Here is a 15,206-nt window from a genome sequence, read left to right as displayed (position 1 = left end):
AGGCAAAAGTGCCCGTTATTAATAGCGATCATAGTCATCGCGGTTGTTCCTGTCATTATTCTGCCGGCGCTCGTTACCCTGCTCAGGATGGCGGCTGGTATAGTTGCCACGATAGCTGCGTCTGTGTCCGGTAAGAGGGTTGTAATAACGGTGCTCCTCCCAGTTTGCATTCCAGTCGCCATCGTACCCTACACTCAGCGAACCAGCCATGTTGCCATAGTTTTCGTCGTTGCTGCGTGTTCTGTAACGATCAGGGTCATAGTTTCCTTCGAAGTTGCCGAATACACTTCTGGAGCGGTACATGCTTTCAGGTTGCTGGGTTTCTTCGTCCTGCCAGTAGCCCTGTGCGTTCCGGTTGCCATAGTTGTAAGGTACTCGTCCCTGGTTGCGGTCACGGCGTGGTGCACGTGTAGTGTAGTTGTTTAAATTCTGCTCCCTATTCTCAAATTCAGCTCTTTGCTCATATGGTCGGGAGCTTTCGCGGCGTTCGTCGCGTTCTCTGAAACCGTTGTAAGTTGTCTCGTTGTGGTGAGGGCTGTCGTTATCGAAGCGATAAGATCCTCTGAACACGCTCTGGTCTATAGGGCGGTCGTCGCCGCGGTAATGGTTCCTGTAGTCGGTGTATCCTGTATTATACCAATCGTTTCCTTCCATAGCATTTAATTCATTAGTGATACTATTTATAACGGCTGAAAACGCCTATGGTTAACGTATTTATATAACTATAGCTGTACGGTTAATTAATCTAAACACGCTGACCTGCCGTAAAACTAAGCGAACAAATTAACCAACAACTATGAGAAACAGACGAGAAAATGACCAGCGTGATAACCGCAGTGATGTAGAACCACGCTGGCTGCACGGCAATCACGGTAACAATTCAGACAGAGGAAACTATAGAATTGACTCTCATTTTAACCGCGGACGAGGGGAATACGATGAAGATTATCTCGATAATGCCTCTTTTAATTCCAATGCCGAGCAGAATTATAACAATCCGGATGGCCGTTTTCAGCCGGGAGGTGCCCAATATGCCGGCGAGGATTTTACAAACCAGCGCCGCCGCAGAGGATCTGATAATATGTATGGTATGACCTACACACAAGATGATGGGTATAACTCCGGACGCCACTACGACCCGCGCACCAGCTATAAAAATTCGGACTATAGCGACCTGCGCAGAAATAATGAACCAAGAGACCTGAGCCGGGAACGGGACGAGCGTTTCGGGCATGATGTAAGCCGTAGCAACAGAGGTAAATTTCTGGGCCATTCTTCAATGGGTGATTACGAATCATACAGAAGATATGAGCACTTTGACCCTCGTTATGATAACGACTACAGCGGTGGTTTTGCCGGGCGTAATTACTCCGAAGGCGAGACCCACTATGGCGAAGGCAGCTACTATAGCAACCTGGACCGCTGGAGAGGCGAACAAGCCCAGAACCAGCAGCAAAGAAGTGGCCGTGCAAGACGGAAACATTAATAATCTGATCAAATAATTGGTTGTACAAATACAGTGAATGTGTTTGTGCAACCAACTAAACTATAAAGCTATGAGACGAAACAACGATATGAATTACGGTAATTTTGAGGATAACTATAACCGGGAACGCGATAATAACCGCTACAGCCAGAACTATAGCCAGCAGCGTGGTAACTACCACGAGCCTGGTGAGCAGTATCGTTCGCCACAAAACCGTGATAACAGGAGGGGAGGAGATTACCAGCCAAGCCGCGAAGACTATTACAACCAGATGTACGATATCGCCAATTACTCCGGTATGCCGCGCGACGAAGAATACGGTTTGCCGCATGGCCCTGAAGATGAACTGATGAATATGAAACCAATGCCTTTGCAGGAAGGACCTTATAACCGGCACCGGCATTACAACTATAGCTTAGGCTATAATCCTAACTTCGATAACCCGGAAGAAGGTGACATGTACCGAAACTTCGACAGCCGGGGCAACCATGGCTACCGCCACGATGCCTCGTATGGCACCGAAGATGAATTCAGGGATTTTGGTAACGATCACTACGGAAGCCAGGACTATACAAACCGCCCTTCAGATGATCGGTACAACGATTACGACCGGTATTAACGCACCAAACTGAAACCTTCACGTATAAGTGAAAGTACATTAGTATTAAATTTCCATCTGAGAAAAGGCCGCGGCATTTGCTGCGGCTTTTTTATTGTTGCAAGCAGCTTGTTGTATATACAGATAACTATAAATATATTTGACTATACAACTAAACTCGCTTTACATGAAATTATTAAAGAGAATCGGATTCGGGCTGCTCGCACTGGTCTTACTGCTGGTTGCCGGTTCGTTACTTATCTCCTCTAAATTAAAGGTTGAACGCTCTATTGAAGTTGCGGCGCCTGCCGATGCTGTTTTTGAGCAGGTAAACACGCTTCGTAACTGGGAGCAATGGTCGCCGTGGCACAAAATTGACCCACACATGCTGCTAACGTACAGCGGCCCGGACGGCGGACCTGGCTCAAGCTACAATTGGTTCAGTAAACACCCGGATGTTGGCGATGGCGAATTCAAGATCATCAACACGGAGCCTTACAAAAAGATAGATGCTGAAATGCAGTTTGGCCCCAGCAATAAAGCTACCACTAACTATGTTTTTGAAGAAACCGCAAAAGGTACCAAAATTACCTGGGCAATGGAGTCCGAATTGGGCATGAATCCGGTTAACAAGTATTTTGGACTGCTTTTTCTGGATAAATATGTAGGTGCCGATTTTGAGCGTGGCCTGAATAACATGAAGCAGATCCTGGAAGCGAAACAAGCACCGCAGCAGGACTCGCACGCAGGGCACGGACATTAACTATAGTTAGCTGTACTTGCCTGTGCTCACTGGAAGCGGACGAGGGCAATGCTCTACTTACAACTCCTCAGAAAACAGAAAAGCCAGGTTCATCACCTGGCTTTTCTGTTTTATAGTTAAACTATAGTTTAGATCAGTTTATATAACCTGTCGCGGAGACCGGCAGAGGCTTCAACCAAAGGCATACGAACGGCAGGTTCGCAAACGCCGAAACGCTCCAGCAGGGCTTTCACACCAACCGGGTTGCCTTCTTCGTACATCAGCGGGTTTATGTCTACAAAGTCGTACAGCAGTTCAGAAGCTTTGGCAAAATCATAGTTTAAGCCGTGGCGGATCATGGTGCTGAACTTCTCCGGGAAAGCGTTTGCCAGCACCGAAATAACTCCAACTGCCCCAATCGAGATCATTGGCAAGGTTAGAACATCGTCGCCTGAAATCAGCAGAAAGTCGGCTGGCTTGTGTTTGGCAATGGCCATGCATTGTTCCAGGTTACCGGATGCTTCTTTTATAGCTACGATGTTTGGGTGCGAAGCAAGTTTTAAAGTTGTTTCAGCAGTCATGTTGCTGCCTGTACGACCCGGCACGTTGTATAGTATAACCGGCACCGGCGATGCATCTGCAATAGCAACATAATGCTGATAAATGCCCTGCTGCGACGGTTTGTTATAGTATGGGCTAACCGAAAGGATGGCATCAATACCATTCAGGTCAGTAGTAGCGAAGCTGTTTAGCAGTTCCTGGGTGTTGTTGCCACCAAGGCCGTAAACCAATGGCACGCGCCCGTTAACATGTTCTTTTATAGTTTGCAGTATCTGCTTTTTCTCTTCGGCTGTGGTGGTAACCGACTCGGCAGTGGTGCCATTAATTACCAGGTAATCTACACCGCCATCCAGCACAAAGTCCAGTAGCTTTTTAAGGCCGTTATAATCTACAGCCAGGTCTTTTGTAAAAGGCGTTACCAATGCCACGCCCGTTCCTTTTAATCTTTCCTGAATCATTCTATAAAATATGAACTACGAAGTTCTGATTATGTATTGGTTTGTGCAAATTTTTTGTTTTTTATAACGTTTGCAGGTTTGAGTTGTGCCTGATTGTTAGCATTTTTCTGACTCGCCCAGTATAAGATTAATCATAAAGTAGAAGAACTGAGTGCATGTACCCTGTCATTACCCTAACCCATTTGTCAGAACTTCGCTGATTTTTCGCTTTCGATTCGTTTAATCATTCCTTTTAACATCGCCGGAACAATCAGTTTATGGAAAGGCCTTACAAATATAAAATAAACCCGACCGAGGAGGTTGTTGTATTTCACTGTCGTTGTTATCGTCAGGCTTTTTTTGCCTGTGTCGTCAGAAATTCTGTCGAGGAATAAGGAAACTCTAAAATTTAAATGTTTGTCGTCCTCACCTAATACAACCTCATTCTCTGTCTTTTCAAACACTCTGAAAAGCCCACGCTGTTCTCCTGGTTCGCATTTAAAATGATTAAGCAGCTTCTGTCTGTCGCTCATCTGCCCGGATGTTTTCAGCCCAAACAATCCCACAATTTTGTTTCTTATGGCGAATAGAAGACCCGTTACTTTTGACTTGCCTGAAAAAAACAAAATCCCAACTCTTGTTGAGTCAATGGTCCCTTCATCGTCAGAGAAAGAACCCTGGTAACTGTCACTATAGTCAAACAGCTGGCTGTCTTTCTTTAATATTGATTTGTCAGGAATTTTGCAGGAGGTGCCATTGCTTTTCATAGTCTTTCTGTTTGGTAAGTCAGGTCGTTTTAGTCGTTTTAAAGGACCGTTAAGGGTTAAGTATTGTTGAGAGTGTAGTTTTTTAGCCTTACGTTGAATTAAAGCTCTGTTAAGCAGGAGCTGTTAAACCAGCACGCCCTATTTTGAGCAATGGCTTGTTAGCGGTTCGCGTTTCATTTCCCAATTAAAACTTTGTATTCTTTTGGTATAGTTACTCCGTTAAAATGATTCGTAAGCCCGTAAAATATTACAATGGTCAGAATAAATCCGGAAGCTATGATTGCGATTGATTGTCTGTTTGGTGACAAACCAAAAGCATTCTGTTTCATTTTTTTATTATGAATTGAAGCCATGTGGCCGAAAAATGAAACTATAGCAAGTCCGTAATAGGGTATAAAAAACAAGTTGAAAGGAAACGAATTTAATCCTGCCACTCCAAAATAAAAGTTTGTATCCAGTTGCAGAAGAAGCCTTCCACTTAAAACTGCGCTTAAATGAATTATGAAAAAGATCGCCAAATATAGACCTGTCCAAATTTGTAGTTTGTCGAAATGAGAAACTGCTGTTTTTCTGTTTTCTTTAAAGAGTTTGAGCCCTGAAATGATCTGCACAAAAACGGCAAATAGTAAAATTGACTCTATAAAAATGTTCCGGTAAAAGAGCCGCAAAGCATTCATCATCTCAATATGCCTGGCAGCACCCCAAATGCTCAAAATGTGATTAAATAAATGAATGCCAACAAAAGTTATAATTACCAGGCCTGATATGTAATGAATTTTATTTGTTTTCATTTTGCGTCAGTGGGTAGTGGGCTACGTGTGCAATAACCGCATTCGTACTTGATTAAACGACAGCGAAGGAATTGGCCGAGGCTTGTGTTTGCACCTTGTTAGCAATTACCTTTTATTTCAATATTGAAATGTTCCTTGAGGTAGAATTCGAATAGTTCTTCATCAAAATCTATTATGCTCTCGGTATCGCCATCGGTGATCTTTATTTGCGTGTTGTTAAGCGTTTTTCGCCCGTTTTTGGTAAGTATGGAAATTACCTTTTTGCTTGTGAAGTGCGATTCCTTGCTAGTTTGATGGAATTCGCACATTCCTTCAAACTCCCAGAATTCCCTTTCATTTACTTTAAATAAATACTGCGGAACCAAATTTCCATTTTCTTCAACTAAGTTTATCCTCAGGTAATCACCATGGGCCTTGTCAAACCTGAATAATCCAAACTCATCGCTCAAGTTAAGATCAAGTAATATTTTAAGTGGTTGGTAAGAAAACTTTCCAAAGCCTACATCTACCAGATAGTTCTCCCCATTTATTTTAGCCACAATAGCCAAGTGGTCGTATTCCGCTCCATAAGTCTCGTCTTTGGAATAAACCCTGCCTGAAACCATTTTTACGTCAAACCCTATATTCTTGAGTAGGTGGTAAAACAAGCCATTTAATTCATAACAAAACCCACCTCTGCGGTTGAGGACTACCTTTTTGTAAATGGAGTCTATGTCTAACTTTATCTTTTTGTTATAGTGAATGTCTAAATTCTCGAAAGGTATACTCAACAAATGAGCCGCCTGAAGCTCAAAAAGCACTTCTTTGCTTACAGAAATTTGGCTTTTGTAATTTATCCTATCAAGATATAATTGAATATTCATCCTTTACACCCTTTAAAAAAACCTCCACTTCAGCTTCATTGATTACAGGAAGGCCATTCTCTTCCACACAATACATATCTCCCTGATAGGTCATGCCTAAATACTTCGCTGTTTCAATAAAGGGCATATAAAACCCTTCTTTTAATTCCTGGTCACAACCACAGCAAACAACAGCCATCTCCATTCCTCGTAATTTTCTGCCTGTTTCTTTTTCTGTTTTCAAACAATCTGAGAGACGGTCAAAGAAAATTTTCATGGTCCCGCTCATGGAATACCAATAGACCGGGGTGGCAAAAACGATGATTTGATAGGATTCTACTATATGCCTGATCAGAGGGAGAAAATCGTCATCTCTGTTATTAAATTCATAGTCAAATTTTCCAATTATTTTGGTATTCAGATCTATGATTGGGAAATCAGTTCTTGCGACAATAAAAGAAGCTATTTGACTGGTAGTCCCATTACTATTAGAACTGCCTAGAATTATGATGCCTTTCTTCATTCTGATTAAAATTCCTGCATTTAGGTTATTGCTAACGGCACTTAGCTTTGCGGTGGAACAGCTACCGTAAAGGTGTGGTTAGCATAAGAATTTATAATCTGTCAGAGTAGTCAAGATTAACGCAAGTGACACCCTCTGAATTCTTCACCTTTTCAAACTTACCAGCTATACGGTTTACAGTCCACAAGTCATAGATTTTTGTAAGCTCAGCCTGCCGCTGGTCCTTGAAGTGTATCACATAGAATTCTTCACCGTCAGCCCCCGTCATTTTACAGGTTGTCCAACTATATTCTTTTTCAGGATAGTTTGACTGTATGTTGATTTCATCTATGACCTCAAACACTGCTTTATTACCATTTCTGCTAACAAACCTTTCAAGCAGAATCTTTCCTTTTCCGTTTCTACATTCCTTTTGTGATTTAGCAAGTTGGGAAACAGCGTACTTGCTCTCGCTTTGTTCAGAATCTAGTAGAGTGCTAGCGCAACTAAACCACCCCATACTTTCAATTTCAACAGTCGTTTTACCTATCAAGCTGCTACTCTTGTGTTGTATAGTCTCGCTTTTTCCCGGTGCCTGAGCGAAGTGTTCTGATTGAGCGTTTGAATTATCAACTGCCGTTTGACTAATAGTTTCAGTTTTTACGTCAGCATCGCATGAGCTTAATGCAAGAACAATCAGAATGGCTTGAAAGATTGTTTTCATATTTAATATTAAAGCTAACGTGCTCGTGCATAGTGTGGGCAAGGTAAAACCGCAGCCTATACTATGAACCTTGTTGTATGGTGTTGTTTTCTTCTAAGGTATGGCTGCAAATAGTACTGCAATGTTTTTATACTTCACCGTGAGTTGAATTTACTTATTTGAAGCCTTCAAATTCAGGAAAAACAAAATTGGCTATAAATAACATTGTTGCCATGAAAGCAAATATGATATTCCACAACTTTAGCTGTAAATCTTCTTGAAAGCTTTTATGCTTAAGAGTTGTCAAGACATAGCTTAGGATATAAGATACTATTAACTGAAACAGTATGTTTATAAGTACCCTTATTCCGAACCCAAAGATGAAAATCTGACTGACCGTTGCTAGCAGTATGAGTGGTAGAATTATTCTGTTCTTTCTAATTAACTTATATACCATACTTTTAGTCTTATTTCTGTTTAGATGTCAACCTGTTAGATTCGGTTGTTTTACTTAATTCTTCTTTACTCTTTTCGAAAACAGCAATCTTAGCCCCACATAGGTTAATGTTGCAACTGCCCCACAAAACAGCCAATCTTCAATTTTATATGGATTCGGCCGGTAATGTCCATGAGAACCACCTATTGCTATAGCAATCAGCTGAAACGCTATAAAAACAAAAATTACTCCTATAAATTTTCTATTCATTCTTATGGAGTATCCTTAGAAGGCTTATTCCAAAATTTATTGATTTCATAATCTCAATAGCATACAACTACTGTATATACGACAACATACGCTTATCTGCACTATGTACGTAATAGCCAAATCTTGCTTTTACGCCATTTTGCTGGCTAGACCTGTAATAAGTAGTTAATGTATACATAGTGATATATGTTTTTCCGCCGTTGTTGGTCTTTTCACCAACAACTGTACTTCCGCCTGATCACTTTGTGGTGATAACACAGCAATGGTGATGAAGAACTTACAATTAACTACACATTACTTAGTACTCATCCGTAATTAATCATTACACATTCTACCTTCCACCTACATTATATTATTCTCTTCCACCCACTTCAGGAACTGGTCTTTGTAAACTTCGCCAATCGGGATTTCTTTCTGGCCTATGCGGATGCGGCTTTTCTCGATACTATCTATTTTCGGCAGCGAAACTATAAACGAGCGGTGTACGCGCAGGAACTTAGAATCAGGAAGCTTCTCCATCATCTTGTTCATGGATAGCAACGTAATGATCTTCTGGTCTTTGGTCTGTATGATCACGTAATCCTTCAGGCCCTCGATCCAGAGTATATCTTTAAAATCAACGCGAATGGTTTTGTAGTCAGCCTTCACAAACATGAACTCCTGCTCGTGGGCCGGGGAGGCCTGCGGAATTATAGTTTGTTCGGTCTGCTTCGGATGACGCTGCTGCATTCGTTCCTGCGCTTTGGTTACAGCCTTCAGGAATCGGTCGAAGGGGATAGGCTTGAGCAGGTAATCGACGGCATCGTGGTTAAAACCTTCCATGGCGTACTCGGGGTAGGCGGTGGTAAAAATAACCAGCGGTTGGTTTTTCAGTATGTTCAGGAACTGTATACCGGTCAGCTCAGGCATTTCAATATCCAGGAACATGAGGTCTACCTGTTCTTCCTGCAGTACCTGCATGGCTTCGGTGGCGCTGGAGCAGGTTTTTACCAACTGTAAAAATGGAAGCTTACTGATGTAGCTTTCGAGTATGTCAAGGGCAAGAGGTTCGTCGTCTACGGCAATGCAGCGGATGATCATAGTTTTAGTGTGTTTAGGTGTGTGGAATGGAAGTATAGTTTCATGGAGGCGTAAAATACACCATCCTTTTCTTCAAAAGTTAACTTATGCCGGTTAGGGTAAAGAAGTTTCAGACGCTGCCGTAAATTCTCGAGTCCTATGCCGCCAAATTCACGTTTCTTATGCGTGCTGATGTTGTTTACTGTGCTGAAATGCAGTTCGTTATCTGAAGCCTTGAGGTTGATTAGTATCCCGATCTCGTTCTTACTCACCAGGCCATGCTTAAAGGCATTTTCAACCAGGGTCATCATCAGCATCGGGGCAATTTGTTTGCTTTCGATATCGCCTTCAACATTAAACTGCAGACTTGTATGTTCGCGCAGTCGGAGCTTTTGCAGGTCAATAAAGTTATTAATGTGCTCTACTTCCTTTTGCAGGCTTACCAATGTATCGTTGCTCTCATACAGCATGTAGCGCATCAGCAGCGAAAGCTTCATAATGGCATCGGGCGTTTCAGGCGATTGCTTGTAGGCCAGCGAGTAAATATTGTTGAGCGTATTAAACAGGAAGTGGGGGTTAACCTGCGATTTCAAAAAGGCCAGTTCTGCCACCAGTTTCTGGTTTTCTAGTTCTTTGTTACGCCGCTCGTTGCGGATATAGTTGCCCGTTACTTTCAGGCCCGAGCTAATAAAAACCAATACCAGGCCGCCTAAACCGTATTGCAGTAAGCGCTCCGAGGTAAATACAGCCTTCATGTTAGGGTTAAACTCTCTGAAGATATAAAAGTCGAGCGGCGATTTTACCAGACCATATAGCAGGAGCAGGGCCAGAACATTAGCTATGTACAGCATCAGCTTGTTCCGGGCCAGGTATTTTGGTATCAGGTACGACCAGTTTACATAAAAAATGAGTAGCCAGAAAGCCAGACCCACCACTACATCCAGCACACGATGCGGTGTAAGCGCTTTGTTACCATTAATATAATACAGCACCCAGGCCCCGAAAGTAAGCCATACAAGAACATGCAACACGATCTGGAATCGCTTTTTCATAGTAACTTCAGGGAACACAAAGGGTAATGCGCTCAAGCTAAAAACGTGTTAATGATGGAAACTACAGAAGCTCTTACAAAAGCCTGTTAAACTCTTCAGGATAAAGATAAATAAAATAAATGCAGGTATAACTATATTTGCCCGGGCACTCTGCCAACGCAAGGTAAATTACTACCAAGCTGATTCCTTGGGTGATGAACTGCCTCTTTCTACCCAGCTCTTTACCTTAAGAGTTAAGATATTTTATCTGCCAACTGTTAAATCAATCAGATTAATTATTACTCGGCTGCTTTCTATAGTTTGTCTATAGTTTTTGGCGGTTGGTATAATGTATTTTGATAGGAATTCCCGGATGCTTTCTTTGTATTAAATCAGTTGCAGGGAAGCATGCTGCAGTGTTTGCCGGTACCTGATGCTCAATAATATTCGTTTGTTGTTTGTTTTTGCAAATAGCGCCACTTGTAGAACAGGTGGCGCTATTTTTTATGGTTTACTGTATCATACCCAGAAACTGATCTTCGGACAAAATGGTGATGCCTAGTTTAGTAGCTTTCTCGAGTTTAGCCGGACCCATTTTGTCGCCGGCTACCAGGTAGGTTAGTTTGGCTGATATAGAGCTGACCACCTTACCACCATGACTAATGATAAGCTGCTGTAGTTCGTCGCGGCTTATTGTTTCAAATACACCTGAAATCACAAAAGTTTTACCTTCCAGCTTATCGCTCTGCATTTCGGGTTTTATACTATCTGACTTAAATTTAAGTCCCGCTACCTGTAATCTTTCCAGCAATACTATATGATCCGGTTCTGCAAAGTACTCTATAATTGAATTTGCAATACGACCACCGATCTCGTTAACGGCAATAAGTTCTTCGTATGTGGCACCTCGCAACGCAGCCAGGTCCGTAAAATGTTCAGCCAGTTTTTTTGCAACCGTACTGCCTACAAAGCGAATACCCAGCGCAAAAAGCACGCGCTCAAAAGGTGTTTCTTTAGACTTAGCAAGGCTGTTTAGAATGTTGTTCGCCGATTTCTCGCCCATGCGCTCCAGGTTTACCAGTTGCTCAAACTGAATATCATACAAGTCGGCTACGTTGCGTACAAAACCAGCTTTGTATAGTTGCTCCAGCGTTCTTGGTCCCAGTTCATCCACGTTCATCGCTTTGCGGCTGATAAAGTGCTCCAGCTTAGCCAGTATCTGTGGTTCACAGCCTTTCTCGTTAGGGCAGTAAAATTGTGCTTCACCCTCTACACGTACCAGCGGCGTATGGCAGGCAGGGCACTCGGTCGGGTAAACGATAGGCGTGTTCTCTGCAGTGCGTTTTGTCAGGTCTACACCGGTAATTTTAGGAATGATCTCACCACCTTTCTCTACAAAAACAATATCACCCAGGCGCAGGTCCAGGCGCAGAATTTCGTTGGCATTATGTACCGAGGCACGTTTGACGACAGTACCTGCCAGCAGAACAGGCTCCAGCAAAGCAACCGGCGTAACGGCGCCCGTTCTGCCAACTTGGTATTGTATGCCCTGTAGTTTGGTAGCAGCGCTCATGGCCGGGTATTTATAAGCAATTGCCCAGCGAGGACTCTTGGCAGTAAAGCCCAGTTCTTCCTGCAGCGCATAACTGTTTACTTTTACCACCACGCCATCGGTAGCAATAGGCAGTTCGTGGCGCTTCTCTTCCCACTCGTTAATATACTCCAGCACTTTATCTATAGAGCTGCACTTGCGCCAGGTATCGGACACTTTAAAGCCCCATTTCTGTATGGCTTCCAGGCTCTCAGAGTGCGAGTCGAAGGGGAGGCGCGAACTATGAAAACTATAGGAAAAGCAGCCCAGTTTACGGCTGGCAACTATACCAGAGTCCTGCTGCTTTAATGTACCGGATGCGGCGTTTCGAGGATTTGCAAGTAATTGTTCGCCATTTTCCTCACGATCCTGGTTTAGCTGTTCAAATACCTGCAAGGGCAGAAATACTTCCCCCCGTACCTCAAACAGCTCCGGAAAACCCTGACCATGTGCCTGCAATGGAATATCACGAATCGTACGCACGTTGTTGGTTATATCATCGCCACGGGTTCCATCGCCACGGGTTGCTCCTTGTACCAGTATGCCGTTCTCGTAAGTGAGACTGATAGCCACACCGTCAAACTTCTGCTCGCATACATATTCCACTTCATGCCCGATGGCCTTTTGCACACGGTTATCAAACTCACGCAGGTCTTCTTCGGAGTAGGTATTGCTTAAAGACAGCATCGGGTATCGGTGGAAAACGGTCTTAAAGTTTTTGGTTATCGTTCCGCCCACGCGCTGGGTTGGTGAGGTAGGCTGGCGCAGTTCCGGATGCTGGTCTTCCAGTTCCTGCAGGCGCTTGAGCATCATATCAAACTCAAAGTCTGGTACTTCAGAGATGCTATTCTGGTAATATTGGTAATTGAGGTAGTTTATGCGTTCGGTCAGCTGCTTAACTTCAGTAGCTACGTCGTGAGGTGTTGCCATAGTTCGGGTTTTTACTTCACGTAAAAATATCTAAAACCGCGGTAGGTAGCAAAGGGATTAGAAGTTGATTGTTAAAGTTTATTGTCCTGCTTTGTTTGCTTTTCGAGCTGTATCAAATGAATCTTATCTGCCTTTTTTTCTATAGTCAGTTCTGTTAGTGGAAGTGATTTGGGTTCTTTAGATAATGTTTCTCTGTAGGTTTCCCGAGCGTTAAGCGTTTTATAGTTACCCTATTGTCATTTGAAGTGTAGCGAGAAATCTATCTCAGCTTATAGTCCGAGAAGTTACAATGCTATAGTTTGAGACTCTATTCTAAGAACCAAGCCTTCGTTTCAAACTTTCTTTAATCCTGGGAGCTTAATTAACCTATTGTTTCATCTTTAGCTTTGGTGCCCTCACGGCCGGAAGGCCCCGTCTTTGGGCATCGCGCTGCTGCTTTCTTGCTTCCCTCGTTACCTCGGGCTGCCTGACGGCACCGCAATAAATCAAAGGCGCTCAACCCAAAGACTGTGATTAGTTCGATAGCTATAGTTCTTCTATAGTTTGAAACTTCTCGCTTCGACTTTTATCATGGTTATAATTCCAAAGGGACAGGTAAACCTGTCCTGTTCGTGCTACAGCTAATTAGGATTTCTCCTTCCGTCGAAATGACAATTAGATAAGCAGTAGCAGAAATTCCCCTCTTGGGAGGGGTAGGGGTGGGTTAAAACCATAACGATAAAACTATAGCAGTAACCTAAAATCTCCCCGCCTTAGACAAGGAGGGGATAAAGGGGGGGGGAACTCGCCAACTATAGAAAATAGTCAACGCTATTACTATGCCTGTCCCTTCCGGGCCAGTTGAGTTACAAACGCAACACCATAGGTAGGCACGGGTTGCAAACCCGCACCAGCAAAAAGAACAACTATAGTACTACAACTCTAACTATAGCAAAAGTCCCATCCTGCCAATCCTTTAATCCTGTAAATCCTGATTCAGACAAAACTCCTTCCTGTTTCTAAGTGAATTTTGGGAAGGGCTAAAATAACTAACGCCCCAGAACCTGAAACAAAAAATCACCCGAAGGTGGCTTTAAAAACTATAAACTATAGTTCTATTTGATCTTCACGCCATCAGCTACAAAGCGGAGTTCTTCTTTAGGGGAAGTGATAGCACTGATCTCGGCAGCAGATTTACCTGCATCTTCGGCATAGTGACGTTGGCCCTCTACTGAGATTACTTCCTTTTTAGCGGTTCCCGTAAATACCACTGTTTTACCTTCCAGGTCCTCTACCGGCAAAAAGAATCCATAATCCCGGAAAGTAACTTTCATGGTGCTGTTATCGGCAAGTTTTACATCCATCCAGCAACCTTTGGACTGGCAGCTTTCTACAATCACGCCGTTCACGGTAGCCTTTACCGAATCCTGCTCGCTTATGGCATCCTCAAGTTGTGTAACTGAGAGCATGTTTTGTTCCGTAAAATCTGATCCATATACTTTGGCTTCAGATGTTGTAGCTGGCTTTTCGGTAACATCGTTTGTAGTCTGTTGCTGGCAGCTGAAAAGCAAAATACATAACAGTAAAGCAGGAAGTAAGGTCTTGATCATGTGCGGTGTTGTGTTGTTGTTCTGTAAATATAGCAAACAACTATGTATATCCTACTCTCCTCATACTCAGTTAGTACTATAGTTCTGAAGTTGCAACTTTAAAGTCAGTATTGATCTACCCAGCGGGCATTGCTGATGTTAATGAGCAGGCGGCCCGTTAGAATGGACATGTACCGCGTAGGGATACTTGCTTCAAAATTGGCAAGCATTAAATCGAAATTAGTACCGAAGCTGATCCTGTTCCTGTCTGGTGCAAAAACAATGGGTACACGGATTTGGTTGGTAATGCCTTGCAAGGTAATGTATGTGCGTTGGTTCATTGGTTCAGCATTGGGGCGTTCGCTGCTGATGATATCTTCCGGTACATCGATCTCAAAGGTAAGCTCCGGGAACTTGGCGCCGTACAAAACTTCATAAGCCATAGTTGGAGGAATGGTGTCGCTGGTAGGTAATAACGAATTTATAAGCACGCTGCATTCCAGTTGGTCGGTAAGCCGGTTGTATCGTACCAGCAACGATGGCGATTTGAACTCATAACGGCCATTAGGACTCTCGAGCACGACAGTTATATAGTTATTGGCCGTATAGTTTGTGCGGGTTTGCGCGCGTGCCTCCACTACTGAGAAAATCATTATCACAAGCAGGCAAAATATAGAAAGGGGTAGATTTTTATGCTGCATAATACCTCCGGGTTAAATTACTCTTTTTAACGGATGCCGGTTGTGTAAGGTAGGTATAGCCAACTATAATTTTTTAATGTGATCAAACTATAGCTTTTTAGGCTGATTAGAAACCGGCTCTCACAAAACTATATTTATCAGTTGGTATGCAAAACGAAGCTGTTTGCGTATAGGTATATAAACGTGAAGTG

General features: G+C 43.1%; 16 protein-coding genes. 3 read left to right on the top strand and 13 right to left on the bottom strand.

Annotation, left to right across the window (positions count from 1 at the left end; translation table 11 throughout):
- Positions 1-18: 18 nt before the first annotated feature.
- On the bottom strand, positions 19-654 hold the full coding sequence (locus tag KYK27_RS07535; RefSeq protein WP_199109429.1) for a hypothetical protein: 636 nt from the start codon (positions 652-654) through the stop codon (positions 19-21).
- Positions 655-796: 142 nt separating this feature from the next.
- Between KYK27_RS07535 and KYK27_RS07530 the strand changes: the two genes are divergently transcribed.
- The 3 genes from KYK27_RS07530 to KYK27_RS07520 all read left to right on the top strand — a co-directional run bounded on the left by KYK27_RS07530 (position 797) and on the right by KYK27_RS07520 (position 2,847).
- On the top strand, positions 797-1,486 hold the full coding sequence (locus KYK27_RS07530; protein ID WP_199109428.1) for a hypothetical protein: 690 nt from the start codon (positions 797-799) through the stop codon (positions 1,484-1,486).
- Between the two features lie 70 nt (positions 1,487-1,556).
- Positions 1,557-2,105 (top strand): hypothetical protein, encoded by a 549-nt coding sequence (locus KYK27_RS07525; protein WP_199109427.1) that lies wholly within the window; start codon positions 1,557-1,559, stop codon positions 2,103-2,105.
- 166 nt (positions 2,106-2,271) lie between these two features.
- Positions 2,272-2,847: an SRPBCC family protein gene (locus tag KYK27_RS07520; protein WP_199109426.1), complete on the top strand. Its 576-nt coding sequence runs from the start codon at positions 2,272-2,274 to the stop codon at positions 2,845-2,847.
- A gap of 128 nt (positions 2,848-2,975) precedes the next feature.
- Here KYK27_RS07520 and dapA read toward each other — a convergent pair whose 3' ends face one another.
- The 12 genes from dapA to KYK27_RS07460 all read right to left on the bottom strand — a co-directional run bounded on the left by dapA (position 2,976) and on the right by KYK27_RS07460 (position 14,967).
- The gene (gene dapA / locus KYK27_RS07515) at positions 2,976-3,845 is read right to left on the bottom strand and encodes a 4-hydroxy-tetrahydrodipicolinate synthase (RefSeq protein WP_199109425.1); all 870 of its coding nucleotides are present in this window, start codon (positions 3,843-3,845) and stop codon (positions 2,976-2,978) included.
- 185 nt (positions 3,846-4,030) lie between these two features.
- The gene (locus KYK27_RS07510) at positions 4,031-4,591 is read right to left on the bottom strand and encodes a DUF2867 domain-containing protein (protein WP_199109424.1); all 561 of its coding nucleotides are present in this window, start codon (positions 4,589-4,591) and stop codon (positions 4,031-4,033) included.
- Positions 4,592-4,764: 173 nt separating this feature from the next.
- On the bottom strand, positions 4,765-5,382 hold the full coding sequence (locus KYK27_RS07505; RefSeq protein WP_199109423.1) for a hypothetical protein: 618 nt from the start codon (positions 5,380-5,382) through the stop codon (positions 4,765-4,767).
- A gap of 98 nt (positions 5,383-5,480) precedes the next feature.
- A complete protein-coding gene (locus KYK27_RS07500) occupies positions 5,481-6,245 on the bottom strand; it encodes an arylamine N-acetyltransferase family protein (RefSeq protein WP_199109422.1) in 765 nt (254 codons plus the stop codon).
- Positions 6,223-6,747, bottom strand: coding sequence for a flavodoxin family protein (locus tag KYK27_RS07495; RefSeq protein ID WP_199109421.1), 525 nt, complete (start codon positions 6,745-6,747; stop codon positions 6,223-6,225). Before KYK27_RS07495 ends, KYK27_RS07500 begins: the two co-directional genes overlap by 23 nt.
- A 91-nt stretch (positions 6,748-6,838) precedes the next feature.
- Entirely contained in the window at positions 6,839-7,450 is a 612-nt protein-coding gene (locus KYK27_RS07490) for a hypothetical protein (protein ID WP_199109420.1), read from the bottom strand.
- A gap of 490 nt (positions 7,451-7,940) precedes the next feature.
- Positions 7,941-8,135 carry a hypothetical protein gene (locus KYK27_RS07485; RefSeq protein ID WP_199109419.1) on the bottom strand — a complete coding sequence of 65 codons (195 nt, stop codon included), beginning with the start codon at positions 8,133-8,135 and terminating at the stop codon, positions 7,941-7,943.
- A gap of 342 nt (positions 8,136-8,477) precedes the next feature.
- The gene (locus tag KYK27_RS07480; RefSeq protein ID WP_199109418.1) at positions 8,478-9,215 is read right to left on the bottom strand and encodes a LytR/AlgR family response regulator transcription factor; all 738 of its coding nucleotides are present in this window, start codon (positions 9,213-9,215) and stop codon (positions 8,478-8,480) included.
- Positions 9,212-10,246, bottom strand: coding sequence for a sensor histidine kinase (locus KYK27_RS07475; protein WP_199109417.1), 1,035 nt, complete (start codon positions 10,244-10,246; stop codon positions 9,212-9,214). The genes KYK27_RS07480 and KYK27_RS07475 overlap by 4 nt, the downstream gene beginning before the upstream one ends.
- A 490-nt stretch (positions 10,247-10,736) precedes the next feature.
- Positions 10,737-12,746, bottom strand: coding sequence for an NAD-dependent DNA ligase LigA (ligA, locus tag KYK27_RS07470; RefSeq protein ID WP_199109416.1), 2,010 nt, complete (start codon positions 12,744-12,746; stop codon positions 10,737-10,739).
- Positions 12,747-13,840: 1,094 nt separating this feature from the next.
- Positions 13,841-14,335 (bottom strand): DUF4920 domain-containing protein, encoded by a 495-nt coding sequence (locus KYK27_RS07465; protein ID WP_233150334.1) that lies wholly within the window; start codon positions 14,333-14,335, stop codon positions 13,841-13,843.
- Positions 14,336-14,439: 104 nt separating this feature from the next.
- Positions 14,440-14,967 carry a hypothetical protein gene (locus KYK27_RS07460; RefSeq protein WP_199109415.1) on the bottom strand — a complete coding sequence of 176 codons (528 nt, stop codon included), beginning with the start codon at positions 14,965-14,967 and terminating at the stop codon, positions 14,440-14,442.
- Positions 14,968-15,206 lie beyond the last annotated feature (239 nt).

This window comes from Pontibacter populi (assembly GCF_019336435.1).
Taxonomy (GTDB): Bacteria; Bacteroidota; Bacteroidia; order Cytophagales; family Hymenobacteraceae; genus Pontibacter; species Pontibacter humidus.
Note: the sequence above shows the minus strand (reverse complement) of the source record. Positions and strands in the feature narration are given on the sequence as shown.

Excerpts from the sequence above, each read along its gene's own strand:
- KYK27_RS07505 (WP_199109423.1), bottom strand. The coding sequence starts at position 5,382 with ATGAAAACAAATAAAATTCATTACATATCAGGCCTGGTAATTATAACT.
- ligA (WP_199109416.1), bottom strand. The coding sequence starts at position 12,746 with ATGGCAACACCTCACGACGTAGCTACTGAAGTTAAGCAGCTGACCGAA.
- KYK27_RS07520 (WP_199109426.1), top strand. The coding sequence starts at position 2,272 with ATGAAATTATTAAAGAGAATCGGATTCGGGCTGCTCGCACTGGTCTTA.
- KYK27_RS07465 (WP_233150334.1), bottom strand. The coding sequence starts at position 14,335 with ATGATCAAGACCTTACTTCCTGCTTTACTGTTATGTATTTTGCTTTTC.
- KYK27_RS07500 (WP_199109422.1), bottom strand. The coding sequence starts at position 6,245 with ATGAATATTCAATTATATCTTGATAGGATAAATTACAAAAGCCAAATT.
- KYK27_RS07485 (WP_199109419.1), bottom strand. The coding sequence starts at position 8,135 with ATGAATAGAAAATTTATAGGAGTAATTTTTGTTTTTATAGCGTTTCAG.
- KYK27_RS07510 (WP_199109424.1), bottom strand. The coding sequence starts at position 4,591 with ATGAAAAGCAATGGCACCTCCTGCAAAATTCCTGACAAATCAATATTA.
- KYK27_RS07490 (WP_199109420.1), bottom strand. The coding sequence starts at position 7,450 with ATGAAAACAATCTTTCAAGCCATTCTGATTGTTCTTGCATTAAGCTCA.
- KYK27_RS07535 (WP_199109429.1), bottom strand. The coding sequence starts at position 654 with ATGGAAGGAAACGATTGGTATAATACAGGATACACCGACTACAGGAAC.
- dapA (WP_199109425.1), bottom strand. The coding sequence starts at position 3,845 with ATGATTCAGGAAAGATTAAAAGGAACGGGCGTGGCATTGGTAACGCCT.
- KYK27_RS07460 (WP_199109415.1), bottom strand. The coding sequence starts at position 14,967 with ATGATTTTCTCAGTAGTGGAGGCACGCGCGCAAACCCGCACAAACTAT.
- KYK27_RS07525 (WP_199109427.1), top strand. The coding sequence starts at position 1,557 with ATGAGACGAAACAACGATATGAATTACGGTAATTTTGAGGATAACTAT.
- KYK27_RS07480 (WP_199109418.1), bottom strand. The coding sequence starts at position 9,215 with ATGATCATCCGCTGCATTGCCGTAGACGACGAACCTCTTGCCCTTGAC.
- KYK27_RS07495 (WP_199109421.1), bottom strand. The coding sequence starts at position 6,747 with ATGAAGAAAGGCATCATAATTCTAGGCAGTTCTAATAGTAATGGGACT.
- KYK27_RS07530 (WP_199109428.1), top strand. The coding sequence starts at position 797 with ATGAGAAACAGACGAGAAAATGACCAGCGTGATAACCGCAGTGATGTA.
- KYK27_RS07475 (WP_199109417.1), bottom strand. The coding sequence starts at position 10,246 with ATGAAAAAGCGATTCCAGATCGTGTTGCATGTTCTTGTATGGCTTACT.